Origin of the sequence: Mycobacterium sp. OAS707 (genome assembly GCF_014873705.1) — a bacterium.
Classification (GTDB): Bacteria; Actinomycetota; Actinomycetes; order Mycobacteriales; family Mycobacteriaceae; genus Mycobacterium.
This window is the reverse complement of record NZ_JADBDS010000004.1, coordinates 1-23945: the sequence shown is the minus strand read 5'-3', so window position 1 is coordinate 23945 and position 23945 is coordinate 1. Positions and strand designations below refer to the sequence as shown.

Genomic DNA, 23945 nt, shown 5'->3' with positions numbered 1-23945 from the left:
CCGGTCACCCGATTTGTCCGGAGCCACCGGTACCGCCGCCGGTCGGCGACTTGGCAGGCGGCTGAACCTTTGGCACCGAAGGCTTCACCTTCGTCGCAGTGTTCGTCGGCGCAGTGTTGGATGGCTGGGTCACCACGCGTGAGGGTTTCGGCGGCGTGGTGTGAGTGACGCTGGGTTTGGTCACTTTGGTTGAGGTTTCGGGCGGACTCTCGGGTGGCTGCGGGCGAGTGGTGGTCGGGTCGCTTTGAATGCGCGGAGCCCCGGCGGGCGTCGACGTCGGATCGATCGTCCTCGACGTGACGGCCGGCGGTAGCGGCATGGGGGTGCTCGGCGCGGTTCGACTGGCAATGCCCGTCGTCGGCGATCCCGTGGTGAGCGTCGAACTATCCGACACATCACTGGTGGGCATATCGACAGGGGCGACGTCGCGCGGCGGTGCGGCGAGCAGAATCGCGCCGCCCGCGGCGAGCAGCAGCAGGACCGCACCAAGACTGGCCCGCCCGCGGCGACCGCCGGCTCGTGGTTTGTCAGCCGGCGACTCGGCGACGTCTTTGAAATCGAAATCACTTGGTGGCCACCATGACTGGCCGATAGTGGGAGTGGTCGGAGGAAGTGCCTGAATGGCTTGGTCGAGCGTGCGCTCACGCAGCCATGCGGGTGCTGGGGCAACGACCGGTGTCGTGGCCAGCAGCGCGGCCGGGTTGACCATCTTGCCGCGCTGGCCCTCGCACGTGACGCAGTCGTCGATGTGGCGGGCGACGCGTTTGCGGGTCAGCACCGTGAACTCGCCATCCCAGTCGGCGAGCATGTCGGCCAATTCGGGGCACGCTGCGGGGTTGCCCTTCGCGCGTCGGCACATGAGCAGCGCGCCAAGGGAACGTCCTACGGTGTCGCGGAGCCTCTCGACAAGGTTGTAGGCGTTTCTGCCGGTGACGCCCAGGGCGTCGGCGAGCTCTGGCCCGGTCAATCCTTGTCGGTAAGAGAGTTCCAGTACGACGCGGTCGCGGTCGCTGAGTCCGCAGCTGACGTCGCGGATGAGCTCGACGAGGTCCGCGCGGGCGACGATGGTGTCGGGGCTTTCATCGAGGCTGTGCATTTCGGGTATGTCCTCGGTCGGTTGTTCGCGTTTGCGGTCCCGGATTTTTGCGAGGCACTCCGAGCGGGCGATCGCATACAACCAAGGTCGAAGCCGGTCGGCCTCCCGAAGTTGAGCGAGTTTCGTTGCGGCGGTGACGAACACGTCTTGGACGCAGTCCGCCGCTGCTTCACGATCACGCAGCATGCCCACACAGAAGTCATGTAGTCGGTCGGCGTAGCGGTCGTATATCGCGCCCAGGGCGGTGCGGTCGCCTGTTGCCGCTGCGCGAGCGAGGTCGGCGTCGTCGTACTCCGACGGCGGGACGGACGTGGAAGCCGTCATGATGTCTCCCCCTGCGATCCGGAAGCCGGACCCGTGCAGGTCATCTTTGCTGGTTGTACAAGATCATGCAACGACTTGAGGCCGACCGGACGACGTCCGGCCGGCTCAGTCGGCGTATCAGCGGGCAGACAGGACTGGCGGCGGGGTGACCGGGGTGGCCATCTTGTAGTAGCCGTAGTCCGTGGTGGTGTACACACCGAGCAGCTTGGAGCTGGGGTCGTAGAGCTTGCAGATCTGGTCACGGTCGAAGCCGTGCTTCTGCGTGCTGTACACACCGAGGGTGGCGCCGTCGGCGTAGAGGTTGGGGTGCTCCACGCAGGTCGGCTGGATGCTGGTGACCGCGGAGGCCGGTGCGCTGAGGGCCAGCGCGCCGATCGCGATGGCGCCGGCGCCGACGGCGACGGTGGCTGCGGCGGTGATGCGGTTGCGGACGGTGGTGATGGTGTTCATTGGTTTCTCCTGTTGGTTGGTCGCGGCTCGTGTGCCGCGTTCACAGGTAGGAGCAGCCACGCCCAGCCGTCTCCTCATTTTTTTCCAGAAGTTTTTTCGAAATTTTTCTGCAGGCCGGAAACCGCTGGTCAAAGCGAGGCCAGGGTGCTGGGTTTCGAACAGGCGTGCGATGGATACTCCTCGCGCATGAGTAACGATGCACAGTTGCAGAACCCCGAAAAGGACACCTCGGACTGGGTGACTGGCGATGAGCCGATGACCGGCCCGCAGCGCAGCTATCTTCAGACGCTCGCGCAGGAGGCCAAGCAAGAGGTGCCCGACGACCTGACCAAAGCGGAGGCTTCCGAGGCTATCGACAGGTTGCAAAAGGAGACGGGCCGCGGTCAGTAGCCGTCGCGCCGAGAGTCAGCTAGAGGGCTTGGTTCTGGAGCCAGCCGTCGATTCTCTCCGCGACCGCCCGCCACCCGGGTTCGAGCATCATGACGTGGCCCATGTCGGGAAAGATCTCGACGTCTGCTTGGTACGTCTGCGCCACGGCGAGCGCGTCACCGTCGATCCGCGACCCGTCTTCTTTCGCTCCGAGTACAAGCATCGGCGCTGTCACCAGGTCGGGATCGGGAAGTGGGTTCATCAGCTCGCGGGTGACACCTGAGCTCTCCAGTTCCAGGCGCGCGGCACAGGATGTGACAACGGACTCGGGGGTGTGTGGGGAGAAACAGAATTCGCGGGCCAAGGCCGGCGTGTTGAATAGGTCGACTGCGCTGCCAAAAGTGTTGGCGCGCAGAAACTTCCACGGGTGACGGCGAATCGAGCGGAAAGCCCATCGTCGTAATCCCCGCGGTGTGCCGGGTGCCATGAGGACTCCTGCGGCGGCGCCATGCGTCGTGAGGTATTTCAGTACGACCCAACAGCCCAGGGAATGGCCGATGAGCACTGGCGGGGCATCCAATGTGGCAGCAACGGCGCGTACGTCGTCTGCGTAGTCGGCGACAGAGCAAGAATTCAGTGGCTTGGACAAAGTGCTGGCGCCGTGGCCGCGAAGGCTCAGTGCTGCGGCCCGGTAACCCCTGGCGGCGAAGAAGTCCAGAAAATGCTCATCCCAGCACCAAGCCGCGATGCACGCACCGTGAACGAAAAGCAGTGGTACCGGGTGTGAATCGGTGGCGGATCCCTTGTCAATCACTTCGAGCATCGCCAGCCCCCCGGGTCAAGTTCGCCGCCCGCAATCGTAGGTCACGGTGCAGCGCGCTACCGCCTTACGCGAGTCCATCGCGATAGCTGCGTTGAGCAGGGTTTCGTGTGACATCCTGTGCGAGTGGCCGCGGGGGTGCCGCCTTCTGGGGTAGTGACCTTTCTGTTCACCGACGTGGAGGGGTCCACTCGTCGGTGGGAATCCGACGCCGATTCCATGCGGGCTGCCCTACTCGCGCACGACCAGGTGCTGCGCACCGCGATCGAAACACACGACGGGTTTTTGTTCAGCCACAGCGGAGACGGTGTGGCGGCGGCCTTTGCGTCGCCCAGATCCGCGGTCGACGCAGCCATTGCCGCACAACTTGCCCTCTCGTTGCCGGTGCGAATGGGTATCGCAACCGGAGAGGCCGAGCTTCGCGACGGTGACTACTTCGGCACGGTTCTCAACCGGGCCGCAAGAGTGATGGCCGCAGGGCACGGCGGCCAGATTCTGGTTACTGATTCGACGGCAGGGTTATTGAGCGGAGTCGATCTTCTCGATCTTGGGCCGCGACGGCTGCGGGACGTGCCGATACCGCTCGGGGTGTTTCAAGTGCTGGCCGAGGGACTCGGCACGGAGTTCCCGCCATTGCGGGCCCTGGAAAAAACGCCGGGAAACTTGCGGCCAGCCACCACCAGCTTGATCGGGCGCGACCGCGACATCGCAGAGATCAAGACCGCGGTGCGGTCTCATCGGCTGGTGACGCTGACCGGGGTGGGCGGCGTCGGCAAGACCCGCCTCGCATTGGAAGTCGCCGCTCAATTGGCCGACGAGTTCCCCGATGGCGTTTGGCTTTTCGAACTTGCAGCGGTTACTGATCCGGCCTCGGTTCCCGACGCCGTGGCCACTGCCTTGGGCATCACCCAACAGCCGGGCAAGAGTTTGGCGGACAGTGTGGCCGCCGCGCTGGAGGGCAGGCTGCGGCTGTTGGTGCTCGACAACTGCGAGCACGTTCGAGACGCTGCGGCCGATCTGATTGAGGCCATCCTCGCGGAGTCCGAGACAGTGAGGTTGGTGGCCACGAGTCGAGAAGTACTTGGGATCGGCGTGGAGCAAGTGCGTTTGGTCCGTTCGCTGGACTCGGCAACGGGTACCGACGCGGCCGCGGTGCGCCTCTTTGTTGAACGCGCGCAAGGCATCACGTCTGAGTTTTCGATGACCGATGAAGATGAAGCCGCCGCAGTGACAGAGGTTTGTCAACGCCTCGACGGTATTCCCTTGGCTATCGAGCTGGCAGCGTCGCGAATGTCGTCGATGACCGCTAGTGAAATGCGCGACCGGCTTGACGACCGCTTCCGGCTGCTCGTCGGGTCGCGGCGTGGACTGGAACGCCACCAAACGCTGCGCCATGCCGTGGCCTGGTCCTATGAGCTTCTTGATGAGACTGAGAAGTCGCTGCTCAATCGGTGCTCGGTGTTCGCCGGTGGCTTCGATCTTGAAAGTGCTTGTGCTGTGGCTGGATACGGGGATGGCGACGAATACCGTGTGCTGGATTCGCTCGATGCCTTGGTGCGCAAATCGCTGCTCGTGGCCAAGCGATCATCGGGGCGGACGAGGTTTTCGATGTTGGAGACCATCCGGCAGTTCGCAGAGGAGCAGCTTGCGGCATCCGGTGCGGCGGATGATGTTCGGGCTGTCCATGCCCACCACTTCGCAGGAAAAGAAGCTGACATCTTGGGACTTTGGGATGGCCCCCAGCAGCGCGAAGCCTACGACTGGTTTTCAGCAGAACTGGCCAATCTGCGCACAGCCTTTCGCTGGGCGGCCGATCGGGGCGACCTCGACGTCGCTGCCACCATTGCGACGTTCACCTCAATGCTCGGCTTCGGGGTGTTGACCTATGAGCCGATCGCATGGGCAGAAGAGTTGATCGAAACCGCCTCCGCCGTCGAGCATCCCCGTCTCGCGGCCCTGTATGTGATGGCGGCGCAGTGTTGGCTGACCGGACGGCTCGAGGAAGCTGTCCGGTATATCGATGCGGGACAGCCGGTGGTCAACGATAGCCGCGCCGAGGTGCCATTCGGAATCGAAGGTTGGCTTGGCACAGCGTATCTGGCGCTCGGCCAACCCGAACGCTCGGTTGAATGGGCACGCGCTCAACTAGCACGCGGTCGAGACACCCACACCCTCACGCGGGGAGCCCTCGCCCAAGCATTGGTGATCGCCGGTTGTCCCGACGAGGCAATCAGTGTCGCGACGGGGCTGATCGAGGCCGCCGAGGCCACCCACAACCCGTATGTGCTCGCGTACGCGCACCTTGCCTACGGGTTCACTTTCCATAATGCCGATCCTGATCGGGCCCGCGACGTGCTGCGGCGGGGTCTGAGGATCGCCCAAGACAGCGGCAACTGGCTTGACGAAATCTTCCTAGAACAGGTCCTGGCGCGACTGGAGGCAGAGCACGGTGACGCATTAGCCGCGCTCGAGTACTTGGTTCTGGTGATACGCAATCACCATGACTCCGGCAACACCATCCAAGTCTGGGACGCCCTGGCCGTGCTCGCGGGTCTGTTCGACCGGTTCGAACGTCACGAGGTGGCGGCGACCATCGGAGGTATCGCGTTCAATTCCCTTATCGCCGCATGGCATCCCGAAACGATGGCTGCGATCACTTACCTGCGTGACGTCCTCGGTGAGGAAGAGTACGAATCGCTAGCACAAACGGGGAGGGCCATGACCATCGCTGAGATGGTCGCGTACGCCTACGACCAGATCGACCAGGTCCGGGCGGAACTCAACGCTGTCTCCTAATCGCTATGAGCCGAGCGCGAAGGATGCCTAATCTCCCGACATGGATCGCATATGGCAATGGGCGTGGGATCGGTATGGGCCGCGGTATTTGTGGGCGATCTATGCGATCTCCACTCCTCTACTGCTGCTGATCTACCTTCTTCCGGCGCTGGTCGTCGTCGCTTACGAACAGTCCGGTCACTACGTCGAGGCGGTGGCGATCACTGGTGTAGCCGACCTGGTGGCGGTGTACCTGATATTTCTTCCCGGTTTGGGATGGAGCCGCTTTGTGGAGCGGTGGGCAGCCGGCCACGAGGTCGATCGCGAGGAAGCGCTGGAGGCCACCTACGCCTACGCTCGGCGCGCGCCTGTTCGGTGGGTCATCGTTGGTGCTGTCTGGTGCGCTTTGTTGTTGGTAGTGGTCGGTGAGATCGCCGGGGCAAGCGGGTCGCGCCTCGTCCAATACGCGGTTTTGGGCCTTGCGATCGGAGCTGTCCTGTGGCTGATCAGTGTGCACAGCCTCGTGGAAGGCATGATGCGCCCGGCAAGGGTGGCCCTCGTTGGTGACACAGGAATCGGTGATTCCCTGCCTCGCTCTCACCCGAGCTTCGGGGCGTGGTCGAACGTGTCTGTGCTGGCGGTCGCGTTCTCGTTCACCATTGGGGGTGCGATGGTGGCGGCCGTCTTCGAGCGAATCTGTGAAGGCCCGGTGCTCTGGGTGCTGATCGGGTGTGGGATGACGCTTGCCTACGCCGTGCCGTTTACCGTCGGTCTGAACTTCTCGCCGTCCTGGCGACCCATTCAAGACCTTGCCGAGGCCACCAAACGGGTTGCGGCTGGCGTTTACAGCCAGCGCTTGCCGGTGGTTCAAGACGACGATCTCGGTGCCCTGGCCGCGTCGTTCAACCGGATGCAGGCGGGTTTGGTTGAGCGGCAACGACTTCAGGCGGCGTTCGGCGCCTACGTCGACCCGGTGCTCGCAGCGCGGCTGCTCGAACAGGGCGATGATGTGTTCACCGGGGAGCGTCGCGAGGTGACGGTGATGTTCGTCGACGTGCGCGACTTCACTCCGTTCGCCGAGGCGAACACGGCGGAGGACACCGTCGCTCGGCTGAATGCGTTGTTCGAGATCGTGGTGCCCGCGGTCGTCGACGCGGGTGGACATGTGAACAAGTTCCTCGGTGACGGCGCGCTGGCAGTCTTCGGTGCACCCAATGACCTTGTGAATCATGCTGATGCAGCGGTGAACGCCGCTGTGCTGATTCAGCGTCTGGTCGCCGAGCGGTTCGGTGGGGAACTCCGGATAGGTATCGGTATCAATACCGGTGTGGTGATCGCGGGAACCATCGGCGGGGGAAATCACCTCGAGTTCACTCTGATTGGTGACACCACGAATGTCGCCGCGCGTGTCGAGCAGCTCACCAAGACAACGGGCGATGCGATACTCCTGACGGAGCAGACCGTCGCAGCTTTGGATTCCGCTCCGTCAGGACTCATCAATCGGGGGTCGCATGCCTTGAAAGGGAAGTCAGCGGCTGTACCGGTGTTCGGGCTCAACCCAAACAGCCACGCCTTGGGGTAGGAGACTCCATCGCGTGGCGTCACGGAGTCAGCAGGCTGACGAGTTCCGCGGCCGGGCGGATATCGGTAATGCGGCCGACGTTCGTCCCGGCATACAGCGGACGGTTCTCGACAAGGGCGGCGGGACCGTCATCGGTCGGCGGCTGCGCCATCAAAAAAGAAAGGCCGGGCAATTGCGCTCTGACAGCACGGTTTTGGGCTGATTCCGGCACAACGTTGGCCATCCGCGTCGCGACTCGATTCGCGGTTCGAATCCAACGCGGACCTCGTTTGTCGCGCCCCAACCAGCGGCGGGTCGCGGCGTTGGGGATCACCCGGTGCGGCGCGTCGGGCCAGCCCAGTCCGAAGAGTTCGGTCAGCACCGTTTCGTTGGCTTCGATGCACCGCTTCTTGTACTCCGCATGCGCGTGACACTCTTCGCTCAACAGGAAACGAGTACCGACTACCGCGGCAACGGCACCGGCGTCGAGCGTTTCTCCGACACCGTCGGCATCTACGATTCCGCCTGCCATCAGAACAGGTATCGTCACCGCGGCCCGTATCTGTTCGAGTAGCTCGAGCGCCGGAACGGTCCCGCGGACATGGCCACCGGCTTCGACGCCTTGTGCGATCACGGCGTCCGCGCCCGCGGCGGCGGCCGCCTTGGCCTCGTCGACGGACCCGCACTGATGGATCCACGTCGTGGCGGCCAGCCTGCGAGGAACACCCCAAAAAGTCACAATGACGTCGGCGCCAGCGGCGGCCTCGAGGTCACCGGGCCGCAGGAAGGGCAGCAGTAGGTTCACTGCGATCGGCCGTCCGGTGAGCCTGCGCGCGGCCGCAATTTCCTTTGCAATGTCCGCGCGGGCGCCAGCGATCGTTCCGAGACCGCCTGCCTCCGAAACTGCTGCCGCGAGCTCGTGGCCCGCGACGGTACCCATGCCGGCCTGAACGACCGGCACATTCAAACGACGCAGATCAAAAGCTGCGGCCATTGACAACAGCCTAGGCCTCTGAGGTGTGCTTTTTGTGACAGCCGGGATGGCCGCCGAACCGATGTCGTCGCGCTCCGGCTAGGCAACCCCCAGTGGCCTCATGCCTCAGCCGCCGAAAGCCGGCCGTCGGCCTCAACGCGCAGCGTGCCCGTCTCGTGATCCCCCGGCGTCTGCGGCAGCACGTGCCGTCCATCAGGCGACCGGCGCCGCCACAGCAGGTAGAGCAGAGCCCCGGCCGCGGAAACAGCGGCAATGACTGTGGGCCAGATCAGCGCCTGCGCAAGCCACACGCGCCGCTGAACTTTGACGATCCGCCGTTGTGCACGCCGAAGTCGGTCGAGCTTGTCCATGCGCCTCATATGCCCGGCGGCCATCATGCCGAAACTTCGCGGCCGCTAGAGTCCTTGGCCGCCAAGCCAACTGTCGATTCTTTCGGCGACTGACTGCCATCCGGGCTCGAGCATCATGTCGTGCCCCATGTCGGGGAAGACTTCTGCCCGTGTGCGGTAGGCGCGCGCGGTGGCGTGCAGTTCACGTTCGGTAACGCTGCCATCGCGTTGTGCACCGAGCACAAGCATGGGCGTCGTTACCCGTTGTGGCTTGGGCAGATTCAGAAACATCATGTCGAGAAGTGCTCGTGCGCTTATCTCCGCTTGGAGGCGCTCCATATATTGGGTGACGAGGGCGCCGGGCGTTCCCGGCGAAAAGAACACATCGCGAACCCGCGCATCGGTGACTTCCACGGCAGGCGGCGTTCTACCGGTCATTACGGCTTTTGCACTGAGCCACGGCTGCTGTGCCATCATGCGCAACTGGCTTCCAACAGATCGGGCGAGCCCTGCAGCTGCACCCTGAGGTGGGGTGGACGCGAGCAATACGGCGGCAGGCGCACGGTGTGACTCCAAATACTTCTGCACCACGAAGCCACCCTGCGAATGACCGACCACCACGGGTGTCGCTGGAAGGCTGCCGGCCACACAAACCAGATCGTCGAGAAAGTCGGCAATTGAACAGTTGCGCAGTGGTTTCGAGTTGGAGCTTGCGCCGTGGCCACGCAGGCTCAGGGCGACCGAACGATAGCCCTTGTCGGCGAAAAAGCCGAGGAAATGCTCGTCCCAGCACCACGCCGCATGACATGCGCCGTGGACAAACAACAGCGGCGTCGGATGAGCGTCAGTGCAAGACCCTCTGTCGACAATTTCGAGCATCGGTCCGTCCCCCCGATCAAGATTGCCCCCGAAATGGTAAGCGGTGCGCAGAAGGCGATAATCCCGATTGAACGAGTTCCGCGCGACTTGCAACTCAATCGATTGCCAGCCACACCGGAGACGGCCTGCGGTCAGATAATCAGGCCCTAGCTGCACTGACGGCCGTTTCGAAATAGGCGAGCCTCTAGGCGATGCCAAAGCCCCGCTTCGCGAGTTGCTGCAGGAACGATTCGGGCTCAACAATCAGGCCCATCGGATGCAGGCCCGGCGTACGCGCCGAAGGACACTGTGGGTCCGCCCACTGCGAAATGTAGGCGGCGACTACGAGGCCGGTGGCCGTGTACTCGTCTTCGTGGCTGACGCTCACACGAATTCGGCCGGGCGCGCCGTCGACCTCACCGGTGGCCTCGACAACCAAGATCGCGCCGAACGGTGGGCGGGCGAAACTCCGCATGCCCCATCTGAGCAGCCGACTCGCGGGCTCACGCACCCTATTAGGCGCGACCTTCATGGTCATCAACGCCGTTGGCAACGCGACAGAATCAACGAAGCGGTTCACTGAGCCGAAATTGGCGGCTTCACGCAGTGACGGGAAGAGCGGCGGGATGTCGCGCAGCTCTTCGGCGAACAGTAGGGAGCAGCGTCGACGGCCCCATGCCGGCCCTAGGTCGAATGATCGTCCGTCGAGGGCGCCGCCGACGCGGCGCCGTTGCCATGATCCGTCGCGCCACAGGAGCGGTTCGAGGTGGGGGAGTTCCTCGACGATCTCTGTTGTCGTGTCAGGGGGCCAGCCGTTTGGATTGCTCACAGCGCCACCGACGAAGACGGTCTCCATTCGATCGAGTCGACCACCGGCGAGGCGCATCAAGAATGCCGGCAGGCCTGGTGACATTCCGGCGTCGGTGACCAGGCAGCGTCCTGACCTCTCGGCGTCAGCCCGAAGCGGTTCCATGGGATGAGGTGTCCGCGAGGCGTTGATGGATACCACGTCGGCTCCGGCGGTGATGGCGGCCTCTGCGACGACGGCCCCGAATTCCTTGACGTGGGCGGCTATTACGACGATTTGTGAGCCGTCGATCGCACGCGACAAGCTAGCCGGGTCCGTGGCATCGACGACCGTCGTGGAGATGCGGTCAGCGTTGTGTTTCGATGCCAGTTCCGCAGCGGCTCGCTGGAGCGGGGCTGCACTGCGGGCGGCCAACACGACAGAGACGTCGGGACAGTCCAGCAGCGCGGAGGCGATCCGCCCGCCGGCCAGGCCCGATCCACCGACGATCAGGACGCTGAGTTCAGATGCCGAGGGTTGCGCCATCTCCGGTCCCCCACTTCGTCGCTACGTTTACTATCCGGCTTGTCGCAGTGCTGGGCAGGGCAATGAGTCAACCGAGGACAAGCTCGATTCCCATTGCAAAAACTTCGATCGCCGTAGCCCGAGTGGCAGCATCTACTCCATGGAGCGCACACTCGACCGTCCCGACCAAGTGGGCCTGAGCCATCTTGGACTGTCAGTGGCGAATCTCGAGCGCAGCATCAGTTTCTACTGTGATGTCCTCGGAGCAATACTGGCGCGCATCCCGTACGACGGAGACAGTCCCGCGTTTTCCGGCCGCATGGCTGTCGTGGTAATCGGTTCGCTGATAATCGATCTCTATGAGCACAGCCGCAACGGGGGTGCCCAGTTCGACCCAACCTCCACCGGCTTAGACCATCTCGCGCTAGTTGCTCAGTCGTCGGAGGATCTTCAACGGTGGACGCGTTGGCTCGACCTTCAGAAGGTCAAACGGTCGGAAATCCGGACCGCTCAGGGTATGGGCTCGATGTTCGACTTCGCCGATCCCGACGGCATCCAATGGGAGTTTCTCTATCTCGACCCGGAGAAGCTCAAGCAATTGGAAGCCTATGCGCAAGACTCGAACTAGAAGCCACGATCAGAGCGTCACACCCCGGCAGGCACCCGGTCTTTGGCCCGCATCTCTCGTCGTAGCGAGGTGAACTCCGAGATCGTCCTCGTCGCGACTGATGCGACCGGGCGGGCGTTGCGGCCCGTCGGCTCGGTCTTCGACACCATCACCACGCTGTCGATGTAGGGCTGGATCGTGGTGGCGTTCTGCACCGTCGCGACGATCACCAGCTGGAAGCCGAACTTGCGGAATGCCTGCAGCGCCTGCTGCGCGAACTGCGGGTCGGACTTGCTGAACGCCTCGTCGAGCATCAGCTGCGCGAAAACCGGCTTGTTGTCGGCACTTTCGGGGCTGGCCAGGTTGAAGCTCAGCGCGCCGGCGAGGCAGAACGCCATCAGCTTCTCCTGCTCACCACCGGAGTTGTCGCCAGCATTGCTGTGCGTGCGGATCAACTCGTCGTTGGCCACGTCCCACTCCGCGCAGTCGAACGTGAACCGGTTGCGCACATCCAGTGCATCGCGCGTCCACGCCTTGTCCTCCGGCGCCGTCGACGCCAGCCGGTTGCGCAGCCGCAGAATGTCGGCGTACTGGTCCAGGATCGCTTGCTTGTCGCCCAACCCGACCTCCGCGATGCGCCGCGAGATCGACCGCACAATTTCGGTCAGCTCGGCCACGGCGGGCAGATGCCTGGGTGTCGCCCGCAGCGTCAACCGAGTGCCCCGGTTGAACTCCACCGCGCCCAAACCCGTGTTGACGCGGTCGATCTGGTCGCTGATCCGCCGCGCCTCCTGCTCGGCGACGCGGTGCAGCGTCAGGATCGCGTCCGGCGCCTGCTCGGTGACCAGCCGCATCATTCGCTCGTAGGCCTCGGGCAGTTCGCGCTCATCGATGTGCTTGCACAGCGCGACGTAATCGTGCACGCGCTCATCGAAATCATCGCTGTCGTTCGGGATCGCGTCGGGGAACGACGTGTCGAACGTGTTGAGAATGCGCGCCAGTTCGTCGTACGAGCGCCGCCGGCTCTCACGCAGTTGTTCGCGTTCCTTCTTGATCGCGGTGAACAACGCGTCGCGGTGCGGTTCGGGATCGAGCAACTCCAACGACACGGGCAGCGCAGCGGCGTAGCGGTTCAACAACTCGGTCAGCGGCTCGGACACGAACGCCGGTGACAGCCGCTCGGCCAGTTCCATCAGCCGGGTGCGGCGCTCATCGAGGGCGTCCCGCCGGATCTGGATCGCACCGCGACGCGTCATGAATTTCTGTATCTGCGACCAACATTCGTCGGCGCGGGCGTTGAGCGCATCGAGGTCGGGGTTCTCGGCCATCAGCAGCTCGTACTGCTCGCGCAGTCGCTCGGCGTGCCCGTCGGCGGTCTCGGTGTCGATCTGGCTCCACTGCGGGTACTGCTCGCAGATCGCCTTGCACGCCGCCGCGCGGTCGCGCCACTGCTGGCGCTGCGCGGCGATGTCGTCGGCGACCCGCCGCGCCTTCTGGTAGGCCTCCTCGGCGGCTGCCAGCTCGACGGTCAGCGCGTTGATCTTGGCCGTGACGTCGCCCTGGTACAGATATTCGGACTGCTTGACGGGGCGCCGGTCGTCCTTGATGGCCAGCCGGTCGGAGTCCTTGTACAGCCCGGTGTCGGTGACCGCGCGGCGGAACCGGTCGAACACGTCGGGAGTGTCGACGCAGACGTGGTCACCGGCGTTGGTGATGACGTCGACGGCCTCGGCGGCGCAGGGATGCGAAGGATCGACGGCAAACAGCTTGCCTGCCAACGTATTCGGCTCGGGTTCGACGGGTTCGGCGCCGAGGTACTTCGCCCGCACGTGGTGCAGCTGCAGCCGGCCGCGCATGTCGGTCTCGTTGACGAACCGCAGCACCTTCTCCCAGTGCTGGTCGGGCACCAGCAGCCGCAGGCCCGCGCCGCGCAACACCTTCTCGACCGCGGTGCGCCAGCGCGTCTGGTCGGACTTGAGATCCAGAAGTTCCGCGATGTAGGGCAACTCGCTGGCGTCGGCACCGACCTCAGCGCAGATGTGGTCGCGCATCGCGAGCGCGAACTCCGGCAGCGCAGAGCCGACGTGCTCAACACGCTTGAGTTCCTTGGCAGCGTCATCGCGGGCGATGCGGGCGGACTTCTGCGCATACTCCGCGTCGGTGGACGCCTCGCGGTTGCGTTCGACCTTGGCCAGCATCTCGGTGGCCTGCGCGAGCAGGTCCTCACGCAGGTTCCAGAACTCGTCGGCGGTGTCCGGGATCTCGATGTCGTGCGCGTTGAGCAGGTCCTCGTAGGCGGCGCGACGGCGCTCGACCTGCTCGGCCTCGGTCTCGGCGGCGGTCACCTGCGACTGCAGCGGAGCGATGTTGGCGCTGGAGCCGCTGATCTGCGCGTTGAGCGAATCCGCTTCTGCTTTGGCCAGATTCAGCGACCGCGTGACGTCCTCGTACTCGTTCTCGAGCTGGTCGATGGTGCCGTCGAGCGTCGCGATCTGGGCGGGACACTGCGCCAGCCGGACGTGATCGGTGTACGCGCGCACCATCGGCGCGTCGACGAGGTCGATGATGCCGAGGTCCGAGGACTCGGAGGCGTAGCGCTGCTGGATGGTCTCGATGTCGCCGAGGATCTTGCGCTTCTTCTGCGCGACGGCCAACAGCTCGCGGGCCTCGACCAGCGGATCGATCTGCTTGAGCGCCTCGGGCAGCCGGGCCAGGCTGTCGGGTTCGTCGAGCATGAACTCGCGGACGAATTGCTCAAGTCCGCCAACGCTTTTCAGCGACTTGGCCTTGCCGAGCAGCTGCTGGGCGGCGTCGGAGGCGCGGATGCCGATGGTGGCGTACAACTGCGCGAGATACTGCGACTCGACCTTGGTGGAAAACCGCCAGTCCTCCTTGAAGACGCCCGCGTCGAAGCGTCCGGCTGCCCAGCGGTTGCAGACGTCCTCGATGTCGAGGTCGCCGTCGCCGAGCACGAAGCGGCTCGAGGAGTCGTTGCGAGACTCACCGGTCAGCCACTTGAGCACCAGGCCGGTGACGGTGCGTCCGGAGTCGCTGGCGTAGGTGACCGCGACCGCCGACCAGGCGGTGCCGTCGCCGCGCAGATACATCACCCGGCTGGTGCCGCCATCTGACCGCTGGCCCCAGGCGCCGCGAACGTACTTGTCGACGGTGCGGCGGCCCGCGCTCGACCCGGCGGCGGTGTTGTCGCCGGAGGCGTTGAAGTTGCGGCGGTTGAACGGCAGGAAGCCGAGCGAAATGGCATCCAGCAGTGAGGATTTGCCGCTGCCGGAGGCGCCGGCGATCAGTGCGCCGCCGCTGCTGAACGGAATGGAGTGGTAGCCGTCGAAGACGCCCCAGTTGATGACCTGCAGTCGGGACAGGTGAAACTGCTCAGTCGTCATCAAAGGCTTCCTCGGTTCTCATCGACGCTCCAACATAGGGCACGGGGACGACAGATCTTGGGTGCGACGGGGGAGTGTCGGGGCCTGGCTGGCGCGACGCTGTGAGCTGATTGAACTAGTGCGAAACACGAGGCTGATGAGACTCAGGAGGATCGTCGAAACTGACTCAACGGGCCATGGCGAGTACGTCGCGGACAAGTTGCCGCGGGTATCCGGTTTCTACTTCAAGCGCGAACGCGACGCGGTGGTAGAGCGGGGCAATGACGTGGTCGAGGATCTGGGCGACGGTCGGGGTGCTCTCGCCTCGTTCGCGGGCGCGCTGCACCATCTCCAACGCCTGCTCACGACGCGTCTCCATGACGGGGCAACGCGACACGATTTCGAGGCGCGCCGACACCGTCGCGCGCAGATAGCGGGTGCGCTCCGGGCGGGTGATGTCGCGAGCGATGATCTCCGCCCACTCCATCAAGTCTTTTTTCAAAGAGCCGGTGTCGGGCGGTGACTCGGAGCTTCGCGTCAGGGCAGCGACCGCAACCTCCTCGAGCAGTGCGTTGACGTCGTTCCAACGCCGGTACAACGTCGTCGGATTGACACCGGCCCGTTCCGCAATGAGGGGAAAGCTGATCTTGTCGGCACCCTCGCCGACGAGCTCGCCGACCGCCGTGTAGATCGCGGTCAGCACCCGACTGCTGCGCCCTCCTGGACGACTCGCGGCTGCCCTCTGCGACACGACAGATCATAAGCAAAAATATTTGCTTTAAGCAAGGCCGAGGCCCTAGTGTGCTAAAAGCAAAGAAATTCTCTTTAGGGGAGTGTTGTGCTCAGCCGTCGAATGTCGTTTCTGGTTGCCGGCACCGCCGGTGCCGCCACACTCACCGCCGCCGCGGCGCCGTCCCCGCTCTACCCCGTCTATCAGCAGATGTGGGGCTTCTCCGCGTTCACGCTGACGCTGATCTTCGCCGTCTATGTCTTCGCATTGCTCGCTGCGCTGCTTACCGTCGGCTCGCTGTCCGACCGGGTTGGGCGTCGTCCTGTCGCCTCGGGCAGCCTGGTGCTTCTCACGCTGGGCATGCTGCTGTTCGCGAATTCAGGCGGTCCCGTCGACCTGATCATTGCGCGCATCGTGCAGGGCTTCGCCGTCGGCGCTGCGACCGCTACCACCACGGCCATGATCATCGATTCGGCAGTGAACCCGCGGGGCGGCTCGATCGTCAGTAGTGCGGTCCCTTCGCTAGGAATCGTGATCGGGGCGGTTCTCTCCGGCGCTCTGGTTGAATTCGCCCCTTTGCCAACAGAACTCGTGTTCTGGGTGCTCGCCATTGCCTATCTGTTCCTCGGCGCGCTCGTGTGGTTCATGCCCGAACGCTCTCGCCCTGAGTCGACATCGCGGGAATCGATCTGGCGATCACTTCGGCCGAGCATCGCCCTTCCGCGCAGCACGCGACCGCTCTTCTTAGCGCTTGTGCCGTCAATCGCCGCGACGTGGGCGCTCGCGGGGCTGTATCTGTCGCTGGGCTCGTCCGTACTTGGCACCGTCCTTCACCTACACAGTCATTTCGTCGTCGGCATCGTGATAGGAGCTCTCTTCGCCGCGGGAACAGTGGGCGCCGTAGTCTCGACAGTCCTTGCCACGCAACGGCGCCAGTGGTTCGGCTACGTAAGTCTCATGCTGGGTGTCCTGCTCACTGTCGCAGCGATGTTGATGAGCTCACTGCCGCTCTACGTGGTCGGATCGGTCATCGCGGGGCTGGGCTTCGGCGCGGCATTCCAATACGCCATCAACGCGCTCGGCGAGGCGGCGCCGATCGCCCAGCGAGGGCAGGTTTTTGCGACGACATACATCATCAGCTACCTCGCATTCAGTGTGCCGGCGCTCGCTGCCGGGTTCGCAGTAGGACGATTCGGGCTGAAGTCAACAGCGGTCACATACGGGGCGTTGGAAGTCGCTCTCGTTGTCGTCGCGATGGTCGCAGCCGCCGTTCAGGCGCGGCGCGGAACTGACAGTGGGCCGGACACTGTCTCAACACTGGTTTCGCGCCATTTCGGAACGCCTCGTCACACGACCCATTACCTCGAGTCCGGGCCGACAGACGGACCGCTGATGATCTTCCTGCACGGCTGGCCGGGAATGGGCTTGACGTGGCGCGCGCAGATGAATGCGTTCGCGGCCGATGGATGGCGCTGCATCGCTCCCGATCTACGCGGCTATGGCGGCTCGTCTGTCCCAACACTCAACGATGCCTACACCATCGAGTCAGCGGTAACGGATATGGCAGAGCTCCATGACCACCTTGGCGGCGAGGCTGCGATCTGGGTTGGCCACGACTGGGGCAGCATCGTCGTGGGTGCGATGGCCGCCCACGAACCCGAGCGTTGCCGCGGCATCGTCTTGACTTCGTGGGCATACTTCCCAAGGGCGAACAGTCTGGCCACGCTCGTGTCACTAGTCGACCGAACGATATACCCGATAGATCAGCATCCAGATGGCCAGTGGGACTACTACCGTTACTACACAACGAATTTCGGCGCGGCGGTCGCCGACCTCGACGCCGATCGCGCAGCAACACTTGCCTCGATCTATCGGCCTGGCAATCCGGATGCCATCGGAACTCCGTCGCCCACCGCGGTGGTCACGCGCAACGGAGGCCGTTTCGGTTCCGCGCACCGTGCTCCGCCGACTGAACCCGACCCAGCGCTGTGGCCTCCAGCGGACTTCGACGCGCTGGTGCAGGCCTATGAGACTCATGGCTTTGGCCCACCCTGCGCGTGGTACACGAACGACGAAGCCAACGTCGCCTACGCGGCCACCGCTCCCAACGGCGGCCTCCTGTCGCACCCTGTCCTGTTCGTCAACGGTGAATGGGATGTCATCTGCAGCATCACCGGCAATCGCCAAGGTGATCCGATGCGCGCGTCCTGCACAGACCTCACCGTGGCGAGTCTTCCTGCGGGACACTGGCTCCCACTGGAACGAAAGGCCGAGCTCGTTGAGGCCATCCGCGCCTGGCTTCAAAGCAAAAATCTTTGAGACGATCAGGTGTCGTTTTCGTATGTCTCGGTAGGGGTTTCGCCGCTTGCCCGAGGAGGAAAGGCTGCACCGTCACTGATCGCCTTGCGATAGACCTGCACGCGTCCTGGAACGGTAGACAGCACCGCGATGGTCCGGCCGGCACGGCCGTAGGCGGCAGTGAACACCCACTCTTCCGGGTGCCCCTCGACGACGGTGAAAGCGTCGTAATCGGTTGGCACGCCGAGCATCTGGAGCTTGACGTCGTACTGGTCGGACCAGAAGTACGGCAATTGGTCGTATGTGTCGGCGTTGCCGGGTTCGGCCAGCAGTGTCCTTGCCGCCGCCTCGCCCTGGCGCCCGGCGTGGTCCCAGTGTTCGACGCGCAGGTGGCGCTCGTAGCGCGGGTGCCACCAGCGTGCGACGTCACCGGCAGCGACGATGCCGCTGCCGCCCTCGACGGCTCCCGTCGCGTCGCACACGAGGCCGTCGTCGATAGGCAGTCCGGACCCGTCGAGCCACTCGGTCGCCGGGGTGACGCCCAAGCCGACGATGACGAGATCGGCCGCGATTTGTGAACCGTCCTTGAGTCGCACGCCTTCGACGCGTCCGTTACCCGTGAACGTGTCGACGTGTGCGCCGATCCTCACGTCGACGCCGTGCATCTTGTGCAATTGCGCCCAGCACGAGGCCATTTCGGGACCAAGCGCCGAGAACAGAAGACCGTCGCCGCGTTCGATCAGTGTGACGTCGAGGCCGAGCATCCGGCAGGTCGCGGCGACCTCCGCGCCGATGAACCCGCCGCCGACCACCGCCACGCGGGGACGGCCGGAAATCCGCTCGCGGATGGCAAGGCAGTCGTCGACCGTGCGCAACAGCATGACCCCGTCGGGCACCTCGCCGCCGGGCCAGGCGCGCGGGGTGGCGCCCGTGGCGATGACGAGGCCGTCGTACTGCAGCGACAGTGGCGTGCCGGCGTCGTCGAGTTCTAGGGTGCGCGACGACGGATCCAGTCTGCGTGCCGACGCACCGCGCAAGACGCGAGCGTCGAGATCGAACTGGGGAGCCAGGTCAATGCCTGCCCGTTGGATCTGCCCGCTGAGCAGTTTCTTGGACAGTGGCGGACGGTGATAGGGGGCGTGCCATTCGTCGCCGACGATGGTCAGCGCACCGTCGTAGCCTTCCTTCCGCAGCGTTTCCGCGGCGCGCATCCCCGCGATCCCCGCCCCGACAACGACGATGTCGTGAAGGTCGGTAGGCATGCGGCTAGTCCTCCACCGTGATGGCCTGGGTGGGACACGACACTTGCGCACCGATGATCTGTTGGCGCAGGTCATCGCTCGGATGGTCGTCGAGCACGTGCAGGCCGTCTTCGCGGACGTCGAACACTTCGTGGCAGATGCTCATGCAGACGCCGTTGCCGTCGCAGGTGTCAAGGTCGACTGCTACTTTCATTGGGCTGCAACCTCTTTCGTGTCGGCGATCTGCTGGCCGCTGGTCATCTCCGCGCCCTGGGGTCGTTGCTGTTTGCCAGCGCGTTCGCGCGCGGCTTTGGCGGCCGGCGAGTACTCGAGGTAGTCGATGGCCATCTGGGTGTCGCCTTCATGGTTGGGATGATGGCCGGGCCGCAGGTAGCGCAGCGGCGCGGACAGCAGCAGCGTCCACCACCCGGGCAGCAGACCCTGGCGTGCGGCCCGCGTCCAATCGCGCCAGCGCCACTTCTGGTCGATGGTCGCGTCGGCGGCCATCAGGTAGCGCGCCCCGGCGATCCACCAGCCGACGAACAGTGGCGTGGTCATCAGCATCGAGAAGGCGCGGATGAAGTAGTTGCCGCTGACGTGTTGATAGACGTCGTAGACCAGCGAGCGGTGTTCGACTTCCTCGGCGCCGTGCCAGCGCAACAGGTCGAGCATCATCGGGTCGGCACCGGCCTGCTCGAGGGCGCGGTTCTTCAGCACCCAGTGCCCCAGCATCGCGGTGAAGTGTTCGAGGGCGGCCACGTCGGCCAACCGGCGATAGAGCCACCACCGTCGTAGCGGGGGCGGGAAGAACTTTGGCGGATCACCGAGCATGGCCGACAGGTGCCGGCCGAGGCGGTCGGTGTAGGCCTTGGTGTCGATGCCCTGCTCGGCGAGATGGTCCAGCACGACCTGGTGCGCCCAGGCGTGCCAGGACTCCTGCTGGACGAATGGTTTGATGGCCGCTTCCAGCTCTGGGTCCTCGACCAGTGACGACGCCTCCAGAACGGCTTTGATGAAGTGGCGTTCGCCCTCGGGAAGCAGGAGGTGCAGGACGTTGATCATGTGCGTGGTGAATGGGTCGTCGGGCACCCAGTGCAGCGGTGTCTGCGACCAGTCGAAGCGGACCATGCGGCGATACATCGGATGCCCGTCGTGGTGCAACTGGACTTCTGGCATGAACTCTCCCCGGATGTGACGGCGGTGTCGGTGTCCGTCGGCTACCCGGGTTGGATGCCAGTTATGCGTACCCGCGGTACCGGATTTTGAACAGCGGAAACATGCCCTCTCTCACAGCTTTTCGTCAGTCAGCTGCCAGGCTGTCGCAGCGGTTCAGTCGTCCGGGTCCTCGACCTCTTCTTCTGCCGGCGTGCCGCCGTTGAGCAGCTGTTCGAACTGCTGCTGGAGTTCGGTGATGACCGAGGCGGTCATGACGGCGGTGATGACGGGGGAGATGGTGTAGCTGTCCTCGTCGTCGCGGGTCTTGCGCAGGATCTCCAGGCCGGTGAGGCGGGCGATGGCGCCGTCGATGCGGGCGGCGAAGGTGACGGCGTCGCGGTCGGTGTCGTTGAGCACGCCGGAGAACAAGCCGTGCATCTCGTCGCGGCTGATGACGACGGCCTGACCGGCGTTGGCGCGCATCATCTGGGCCAGGTGCAGGGCGAGAATCGAGTCGTAGGTGCCGAGCGGCTCGCGGCGCAAAAGCTTGATGCCCCTTGCGGATTCGTAGCGGGCCTGTTCGACGAAGGCCACGTCGGTGCCGTCGACGATGCGCAGCAGCAAGTCGAGTTCGGAGAGCCGGACCGACAGTTCTTTGCGGTACTCGAGCACCCAGCTGTAGACGTCGGCGTCGGCCTCGGCGCTGATGTAGCGGCGGGTGAGCAGGTGCTGTAGGGCCCAGCAGGCGCGGTCGGGCAGTTCGGAGACGTCGCCGTCGAAACGCGGCCGACGCTGGACGGGCGGGCGCGCGCTCTGGTCGACCTGGGGAAGATCGGAAAAAGCAGCGAAGTCGGCGTCCTGGTCGGTCGTGGTCACCTGCGTTCCTCGCTTTGTAATTGGTCGGACGCCCCAACATAGGCCACCGCGCCGACATCCTCGGCCCGGGACGGGGTCGTGTCGGCGCAGAAATTTGACGCGTCAGCATTTGCCGACGTCAGCGGAATGCCGCCGCTCCCAAGGACATTGCGATCGTTCGGCGACCGCTGGTGCCGCTGTGAAATCTGAGGCTTATGTTGCCAGCAGCTCAGTGTTTGAGTTGGCGGTCGGCCACTAATTCGTAGCGGTGAGACAGCAGCCGCCATTGGACCTGTAGCACCGCGAACAGGAACGCCGTGCTGATGCCGAACAGCAGCACACCGTTCACGGCTTGCAGCACGCTCAGCATCTGGAACCGGGTGGGCACCGCCAATCCCGGTACATCGAACGTCGTCATGGTGGCCAGGGCGTAGACGGACGCATCCGTTACCGAGTCCAGGGCGCCGAGGCCCCAATACGCCAGGGCCCACAGGAAGCCCTCGACGCCGTGCAGTGCGGCCAAGATCAGCGCGACAGCGCCGATGTGGCCGATCATCGTCGGGACCGCGCGCAGCCGATCGGCCGTGGGCTTGTCGGCACGGACCCGAATTCTGGCTTCAAGACCGAAGGCCATCACCACCACCGCGGTGGTATGGATCGCGATGGTCAGCACGATGAGCGCAAGGCCCACGCTCCAACTCGCAAGATCCATTCGTCCTCCCTACCACCGGCTACGTGGGCAGACGGCCGATTCGCCAGCCTCGGAGCGACTAACGAGCGTGTACTGGGGGTATCCAGATGCTTCTGACATGTGGGGGTAAGCCGTGGGCGACTTCGGGATCGCGGGTCTGTGGGTGCTGCTGGCCCTGTCGCTTATCGCGGCGGTGGCGGTCGCGGCCGCGGCCGTGTGGCTGGCGAACCGCACGCTGCCAGACCTGGTGAGCGAGGGACACAACGGAGCGTTATCGCCGTTCTTGACGTGTGTCGGCCTGGTGTATGGCGCGCTGCTCGGATTCGTCATCGTGGTCGCGTGGGAGCAGTTCTCGTCGGCGGAGACCAATGTGTCCAACGAGGCGTCGACGTTGATCACGATGTACCGCCAGACCGTCGGCATGCCGGTGCCGGAGCAGACCCAGATGCGGGTGCTGCTGCGCAAGTACGCAGACGCGGTCTCTGGGCCCGAATGGGCGAGCGCTATACGCGCCCGCACCGGAACCGAAAGCGCGCGAGACGCACTCAACGACATGTACCGACTGCTGGGCAGCGAGAAGTCCAGTGTCGCGTCGAGCCCGATCAGTCAGAAGTTTCTAGACCAGCTCGGCACGTTGGCGTCACAGCGCAATCAGCGAATCCTGGACGCCAAGCCGCGAATACCGGGGCTGCTGTGGACGGGGTTGCTCTTCGGTGGTGTCGTGCTGCTGGGGCTCGGCGGTTTCATGCGACTGGGCAGCACGCGGGCGCATCTGGGGCTGCTGAGCGCGGTCGCCGTGCTGCTGGGCTTGCTGCTGTTCGTCGTGTTCTGGCTCGACCATCCGTTCGGCAACCAGTTGGGTGTGACGTCCGAACCGTTCGAGCAGTCGCTGACGGTTTTCGACTCGATCGATCGCGGGACCTAAGCCGGCGCTGGCCGCTACTTCGCGAGGAGGTAGTGATACAGCTCGAACGACGCCTGTTCGACCCAGCCGCGCTGTAGCTTTCCGTCTTCTATGGTCCAGACGGCGGTGCCGGTGAGCGCGATGGGCTTGCCGTTGGGTTCGGTGCCGAGGATGCCGTTGTTGGACCCGGTCAGGACCCATCGGGAGCTGACGCGGGTGCCGTCCTCGTCCTGAAAGGTCTCGATGGTGTCGACGTGCAGGTCGTCGACATGGTCGAGAAACTGCTTGACCCAGTTCTTGGTGTCTTCCTTGCCAGTGATTTCCTGGCCGCCCGCTTCGATGACGACGTCGTCGGCCACGAACTTGTCGACGGCATCGGGGTCGTGCGCGTTCCAGACCTCATCCCAGAAGGCGTCGACAATCTTGGTTGATCGCATGTAGCCAACGATCCCCCTGTCGTCCCGCCGCCGTGGGGGTTTGGACGTATGCGGTTATGACACAGCGCTGGCGAGGGTGGTGATGGGTTCGGTGAATGTCAAACGGGGGACGGCGATTTCGCGGTCGCGGCCGTCGAGCGAGCGGAAGCGGACGGTGGCCGACTCGGTGTCGTCGGGGTTGGGCTGCTTGAGGGCCCAGGACCACAGCACGATGACGTGGCCGAGGTAGGCGGTGTCGAGCATGGCGACGGCGTCGGGCAGGCTCACGGGCCCGGTGGTGATGGCGTGGTTGAGCATGTCGGACATGGCGGGGGCGTCGACCTGGGTGGTGAGGGCGGCGAAGCTGGTGAGGTCGACTTCGGTGTCGCCGGGTTTGGCGGGCTTGGGGTTGGACAGGTCGCCGATCCGGAAGCCAAGGGCCCCAATGGAACTGATGGCGTGGCGGGCCAGCGGGACGTCGATGTCGAGGCGGGAGTCGGTGAAGCTTGACTTGAGGAGGGCGCGGGCGGCGCCGATGGCGTCGTTGAGTTGGCGGGCGACGCCGCGGCTTTGTTCCATGGTGCCGAAGGCGGTGAAGCGTTTGACGCGTTGGGCGCAGCGCTGCTGGATGCGTTCGACTTCGTCGATCTGGTGGCCGACGAGTTCGAAGAAGCCGGCCATGACCTTGCGCAGGGCGGGGTCGAGGGCGGGCAGGGCTTCGGCGACGGCGGCGACGTCGGCTTCGAACTCGGCGCGTTGGTCGGGGTCGTTGATCATGCG

General features: G+C 64.6%; 22 protein-coding genes. 6 read left to right on the top strand and 16 right to left on the bottom strand.

From position 1 onward, the window contains the following. Positions 1-4: 4 nt before the first annotated feature. Both GGC64_RS34805 and GGC64_RS25055 read right to left on the bottom strand, forming a co-directional pair. Positions 5-1420 carry a sigma-70 family RNA polymerase sigma factor gene (locus tag GGC64_RS34805; protein WP_225952458.1) on the bottom strand — a complete coding sequence of 472 codons (1416 nt, stop codon included), beginning with the start codon at positions 1418-1420 and terminating at the stop codon, positions 5-7. Positions 1421-1537: 117 nt separating this feature from the next. Beyond that, positions 1538-1870, bottom strand: a complete 333-nt coding sequence (locus GGC64_RS25055; protein ID WP_192725302.1) for a hypothetical protein — start codon at positions 1868-1870, stop codon at positions 1538-1540. A gap of 186 nt (positions 1871-2056) precedes the next feature. On the opposite strand from GGC64_RS25055, the gene GGC64_RS25050 reads away from it, so the two are divergent. Next, positions 2057-2260 carry a DUF3072 domain-containing protein gene (locus GGC64_RS25050; RefSeq protein WP_192725301.1) on the top strand — a complete coding sequence of 68 codons (204 nt, stop codon included), beginning with the start codon at positions 2057-2059 and terminating at the stop codon, positions 2258-2260. Positions 2261-2279: 19 nt separating this feature from the next. Here GGC64_RS25050 and GGC64_RS25045 read toward each other — a convergent pair whose 3' ends face one another. Then, positions 2280-3062: an alpha/beta hydrolase gene (locus GGC64_RS25045; RefSeq protein WP_192725300.1), complete on the bottom strand. Its 783-nt coding sequence runs from the start codon at positions 3060-3062 to the stop codon at positions 2280-2282. A 117-nt stretch (positions 3063-3179) separates the two neighbouring features. Between GGC64_RS25045 and GGC64_RS25040 the strand changes: the two genes are divergently transcribed. After that, positions 3180-5855: an AAA family ATPase gene (locus tag GGC64_RS25040; protein ID WP_370582313.1), complete on the top strand. Its 2676-nt coding sequence runs from the start codon at positions 3180-3182 to the stop codon at positions 5853-5855. Positions 5856-5895: 40 nt separating this feature from the next. Next, positions 5896-7416, top strand: a complete 1521-nt coding sequence (locus tag GGC64_RS25035) for an adenylate/guanylate cyclase domain-containing protein (RefSeq protein ID WP_192725299.1) — start codon at positions 5896-5898, stop codon at positions 7414-7416. Positions 7417-7435: 19 nt separating this feature from the next. Here GGC64_RS25035 and GGC64_RS25030 read toward each other — a convergent pair whose 3' ends face one another. The 4 genes from GGC64_RS25030 to GGC64_RS25015 form a co-directional block, all read right to left on the bottom strand. Continuing rightward, positions 7436-8389, bottom strand: a complete 954-nt coding sequence (locus tag GGC64_RS25030; protein WP_192725298.1) for a nitronate monooxygenase family protein — start codon at positions 8387-8389, stop codon at positions 7436-7438. 98 nt (positions 8390-8487) lie between these two features. Continuing rightward, the gene (locus GGC64_RS25025; RefSeq protein WP_192725297.1) at positions 8488-8739 is read right to left on the bottom strand and encodes a hypothetical protein; all 252 of its coding nucleotides are present in this window, start codon (positions 8737-8739) and stop codon (positions 8488-8490) included. A 45-nt stretch (positions 8740-8784) separates the two neighbouring features. After that, entirely contained in the window at positions 8785-9597 is an 813-nt protein-coding gene (locus GGC64_RS25020; protein ID WP_192725296.1) for an alpha/beta hydrolase, read from the bottom strand. Positions 9598-9781: 184 nt separating this feature from the next. Next, positions 9782-10909 (bottom strand): saccharopine dehydrogenase NADP-binding domain-containing protein, encoded by a 1128-nt coding sequence (locus GGC64_RS25015; RefSeq protein WP_192725295.1) that lies wholly within the window; start codon positions 10907-10909, stop codon positions 9782-9784. 139 nt (positions 10910-11048) lie between these two features. Here GGC64_RS25015 and GGC64_RS25010 point away from each other — a divergent pair, with 139 nt between their 5' ends. Then, positions 11049-11516 carry a VOC family protein gene (locus GGC64_RS25010; RefSeq protein WP_192725294.1) on the top strand — a complete coding sequence of 156 codons (468 nt, stop codon included), beginning with the start codon at positions 11049-11051 and terminating at the stop codon, positions 11514-11516. Between the two features lie 17 nt (positions 11517-11533). Here the strand turns inward: GGC64_RS25010 and GGC64_RS25005 are convergent, their stop codons facing one another. Next, entirely contained in the window at positions 11534-14896 is a 3363-nt protein-coding gene (locus tag GGC64_RS25005) for an ATP-binding protein (RefSeq protein ID WP_192725293.1), read from the bottom strand. Between the two features lie 166 nt (positions 14897-15062). Further along, positions 15063-15626, bottom strand: a complete 564-nt coding sequence (locus tag GGC64_RS25000; RefSeq protein ID WP_370582311.1) for a TetR/AcrR family transcriptional regulator C-terminal ligand-binding domain-containing protein — start codon at positions 15624-15626, stop codon at positions 15063-15065. A gap of 87 nt (positions 15627-15713) precedes the next feature. Here GGC64_RS25000 and GGC64_RS24995 point away from each other — a divergent pair, with 87 nt between their 5' ends. Beyond that, positions 15714-17924, top strand: coding sequence for an MFS transporter (locus GGC64_RS24995; protein WP_192725292.1), 2211 nt, complete (start codon positions 15714-15716; stop codon positions 17922-17924). 5 nt (positions 17925-17929) lie between these two features. Here GGC64_RS24995 and GGC64_RS24990 read toward each other — a convergent pair whose 3' ends face one another. The 5 genes from GGC64_RS24990 to GGC64_RS24970 all read right to left on the bottom strand — a co-directional run bounded on the left by GGC64_RS24990 (position 17930) and on the right by GGC64_RS24970 (position 21866). Continuing rightward, the gene (locus GGC64_RS24990; protein WP_192725291.1) at positions 17930-19165 is read right to left on the bottom strand and encodes an NAD(P)/FAD-dependent oxidoreductase; all 1236 of its coding nucleotides are present in this window, start codon (positions 19163-19165) and stop codon (positions 17930-17932) included. A 4-nt stretch (positions 19166-19169) separates the two neighbouring features. Next, entirely contained in the window at positions 19170-19358 is a 189-nt protein-coding gene (locus GGC64_RS24985; RefSeq protein WP_192725290.1) for a ferredoxin, read from the bottom strand. Beyond that, the gene (locus tag GGC64_RS24980) at positions 19355-20320 is read right to left on the bottom strand and encodes a metal-dependent hydrolase (protein WP_192725289.1); all 966 of its coding nucleotides are present in this window, start codon (positions 20318-20320) and stop codon (positions 19355-19357) included. The genes GGC64_RS24985 and GGC64_RS24980 overlap by 4 nt, the downstream gene beginning before the upstream one ends. Before the next feature lie 153 nt (positions 20321-20473). Next, positions 20474-21175 carry a DUF4194 domain-containing protein gene (locus GGC64_RS24975; RefSeq protein ID WP_192725288.1) on the bottom strand — a complete coding sequence of 234 codons (702 nt, stop codon included), beginning with the start codon at positions 21173-21175 and terminating at the stop codon, positions 20474-20476. A gap of 208 nt (positions 21176-21383) precedes the next feature. Continuing rightward, positions 21384-21866, bottom strand: coding sequence for a hypothetical protein (locus tag GGC64_RS24970; protein WP_192725287.1), 483 nt, complete (start codon positions 21864-21866; stop codon positions 21384-21386). A 112-nt stretch (positions 21867-21978) separates the two neighbouring features. Between GGC64_RS24970 and GGC64_RS24965 the strand changes: the two genes are divergently transcribed. Beyond that, the gene (locus GGC64_RS24965) at positions 21979-22770 is read left to right on the top strand and encodes a DUF4239 domain-containing protein (protein WP_192725286.1); all 792 of its coding nucleotides are present in this window, start codon (positions 21979-21981) and stop codon (positions 22768-22770) included. A gap of 14 nt (positions 22771-22784) precedes the next feature. Here GGC64_RS24965 and GGC64_RS24960 read toward each other — a convergent pair whose 3' ends face one another. Together GGC64_RS24960 and GGC64_RS24955 are read right to left on the bottom strand one after the other, a co-directional pair. Further along, positions 22785-23186 carry an ester cyclase gene (locus GGC64_RS24960; RefSeq protein WP_192725285.1) on the bottom strand — a complete coding sequence of 134 codons (402 nt, stop codon included), beginning with the start codon at positions 23184-23186 and terminating at the stop codon, positions 22785-22787. A 54-nt stretch (positions 23187-23240) separates the two neighbouring features. Then, a partial coding sequence (locus tag GGC64_RS24955; protein WP_192725284.1) for a DUF3375 family protein occupies positions 23241-23945 on the bottom strand: 705 nt, incomplete at its 5' end.

Coding starts and splice junctions, on each gene's coding strand:
- GGC64_RS34805 (WP_225952458.1), bottom strand. CDS start 1,420: ATGACGGCTTCCACGTCCGTCCCGCCGTCGGAGTACGACGACGCCGAC.
- GGC64_RS25055 (WP_192725302.1), bottom strand. CDS start 1,870: ATGAACACCATCACCACCGTCCGCAACCGCATCACCGCCGCAGCCACC.
- GGC64_RS25050 (WP_192725301.1), top strand. CDS start 2,057: ATGAGTAACGATGCACAGTTGCAGAACCCCGAAAAGGACACCTCGGAC.
- GGC64_RS25045 (WP_192725300.1), bottom strand. CDS start 3,062: ATGCTCGAAGTGATTGACAAGGGATCCGCCACCGATTCACACCCGGTA.
- GGC64_RS25035 (WP_192725299.1), top strand. CDS start 5,896: ATGGATCGCATATGGCAATGGGCGTGGGATCGGTATGGGCCGCGGTAT.
- GGC64_RS25030 (WP_192725298.1), bottom strand. CDS start 8,389: ATGGCCGCAGCTTTTGATCTGCGTCGTTTGAATGTGCCGGTCGTTCAG.
- GGC64_RS25025 (WP_192725297.1), bottom strand. CDS start 8,739: ATGGACAAGCTCGACCGACTTCGGCGTGCACAACGGCGGATCGTCAAA.
- GGC64_RS25020 (WP_192725296.1), bottom strand. CDS start 9,597: ATGCTCGAAATTGTCGACAGAGGGTCTTGCACTGACGCTCATCCGACG.
- GGC64_RS25015 (WP_192725295.1), bottom strand. CDS start 10,909: ATGGCGCAACCCTCGGCATCTGAACTCAGCGTCCTGATCGTCGGTGGA.
- GGC64_RS25010 (WP_192725294.1), top strand. CDS start 11,049: ATGGAGCGCACACTCGACCGTCCCGACCAAGTGGGCCTGAGCCATCTT.
- GGC64_RS25005 (WP_192725293.1), bottom strand. CDS start 14,896: ATGACGACTGAGCAGTTTCACCTGTCCCGACTGCAGGTCATCAACTGG.
- GGC64_RS24990 (WP_192725291.1), bottom strand. CDS start 19,165: ATGCCTACCGACCTTCACGACATCGTCGTTGTCGGGGCGGGGATCGCG.
- GGC64_RS24985 (WP_192725290.1), bottom strand. CDS start 19,358: ATGAAAGTAGCAGTCGACCTTGACACCTGCGACGGCAACGGCGTCTGC.
- GGC64_RS24980 (WP_192725289.1), bottom strand. CDS start 20,320: ATGCCAGAAGTCCAGTTGCACCACGACGGGCATCCGATGTATCGCCGC.
- GGC64_RS24970 (WP_192725287.1), bottom strand. CDS start 21,866: ATGGATCTTGCGAGTTGGAGCGTGGGCCTTGCGCTCATCGTGCTGACC.
- GGC64_RS24960 (WP_192725285.1), bottom strand. CDS start 23,186: ATGCGATCAACCAAGATTGTCGACGCCTTCTGGGATGAGGTCTGGAAC.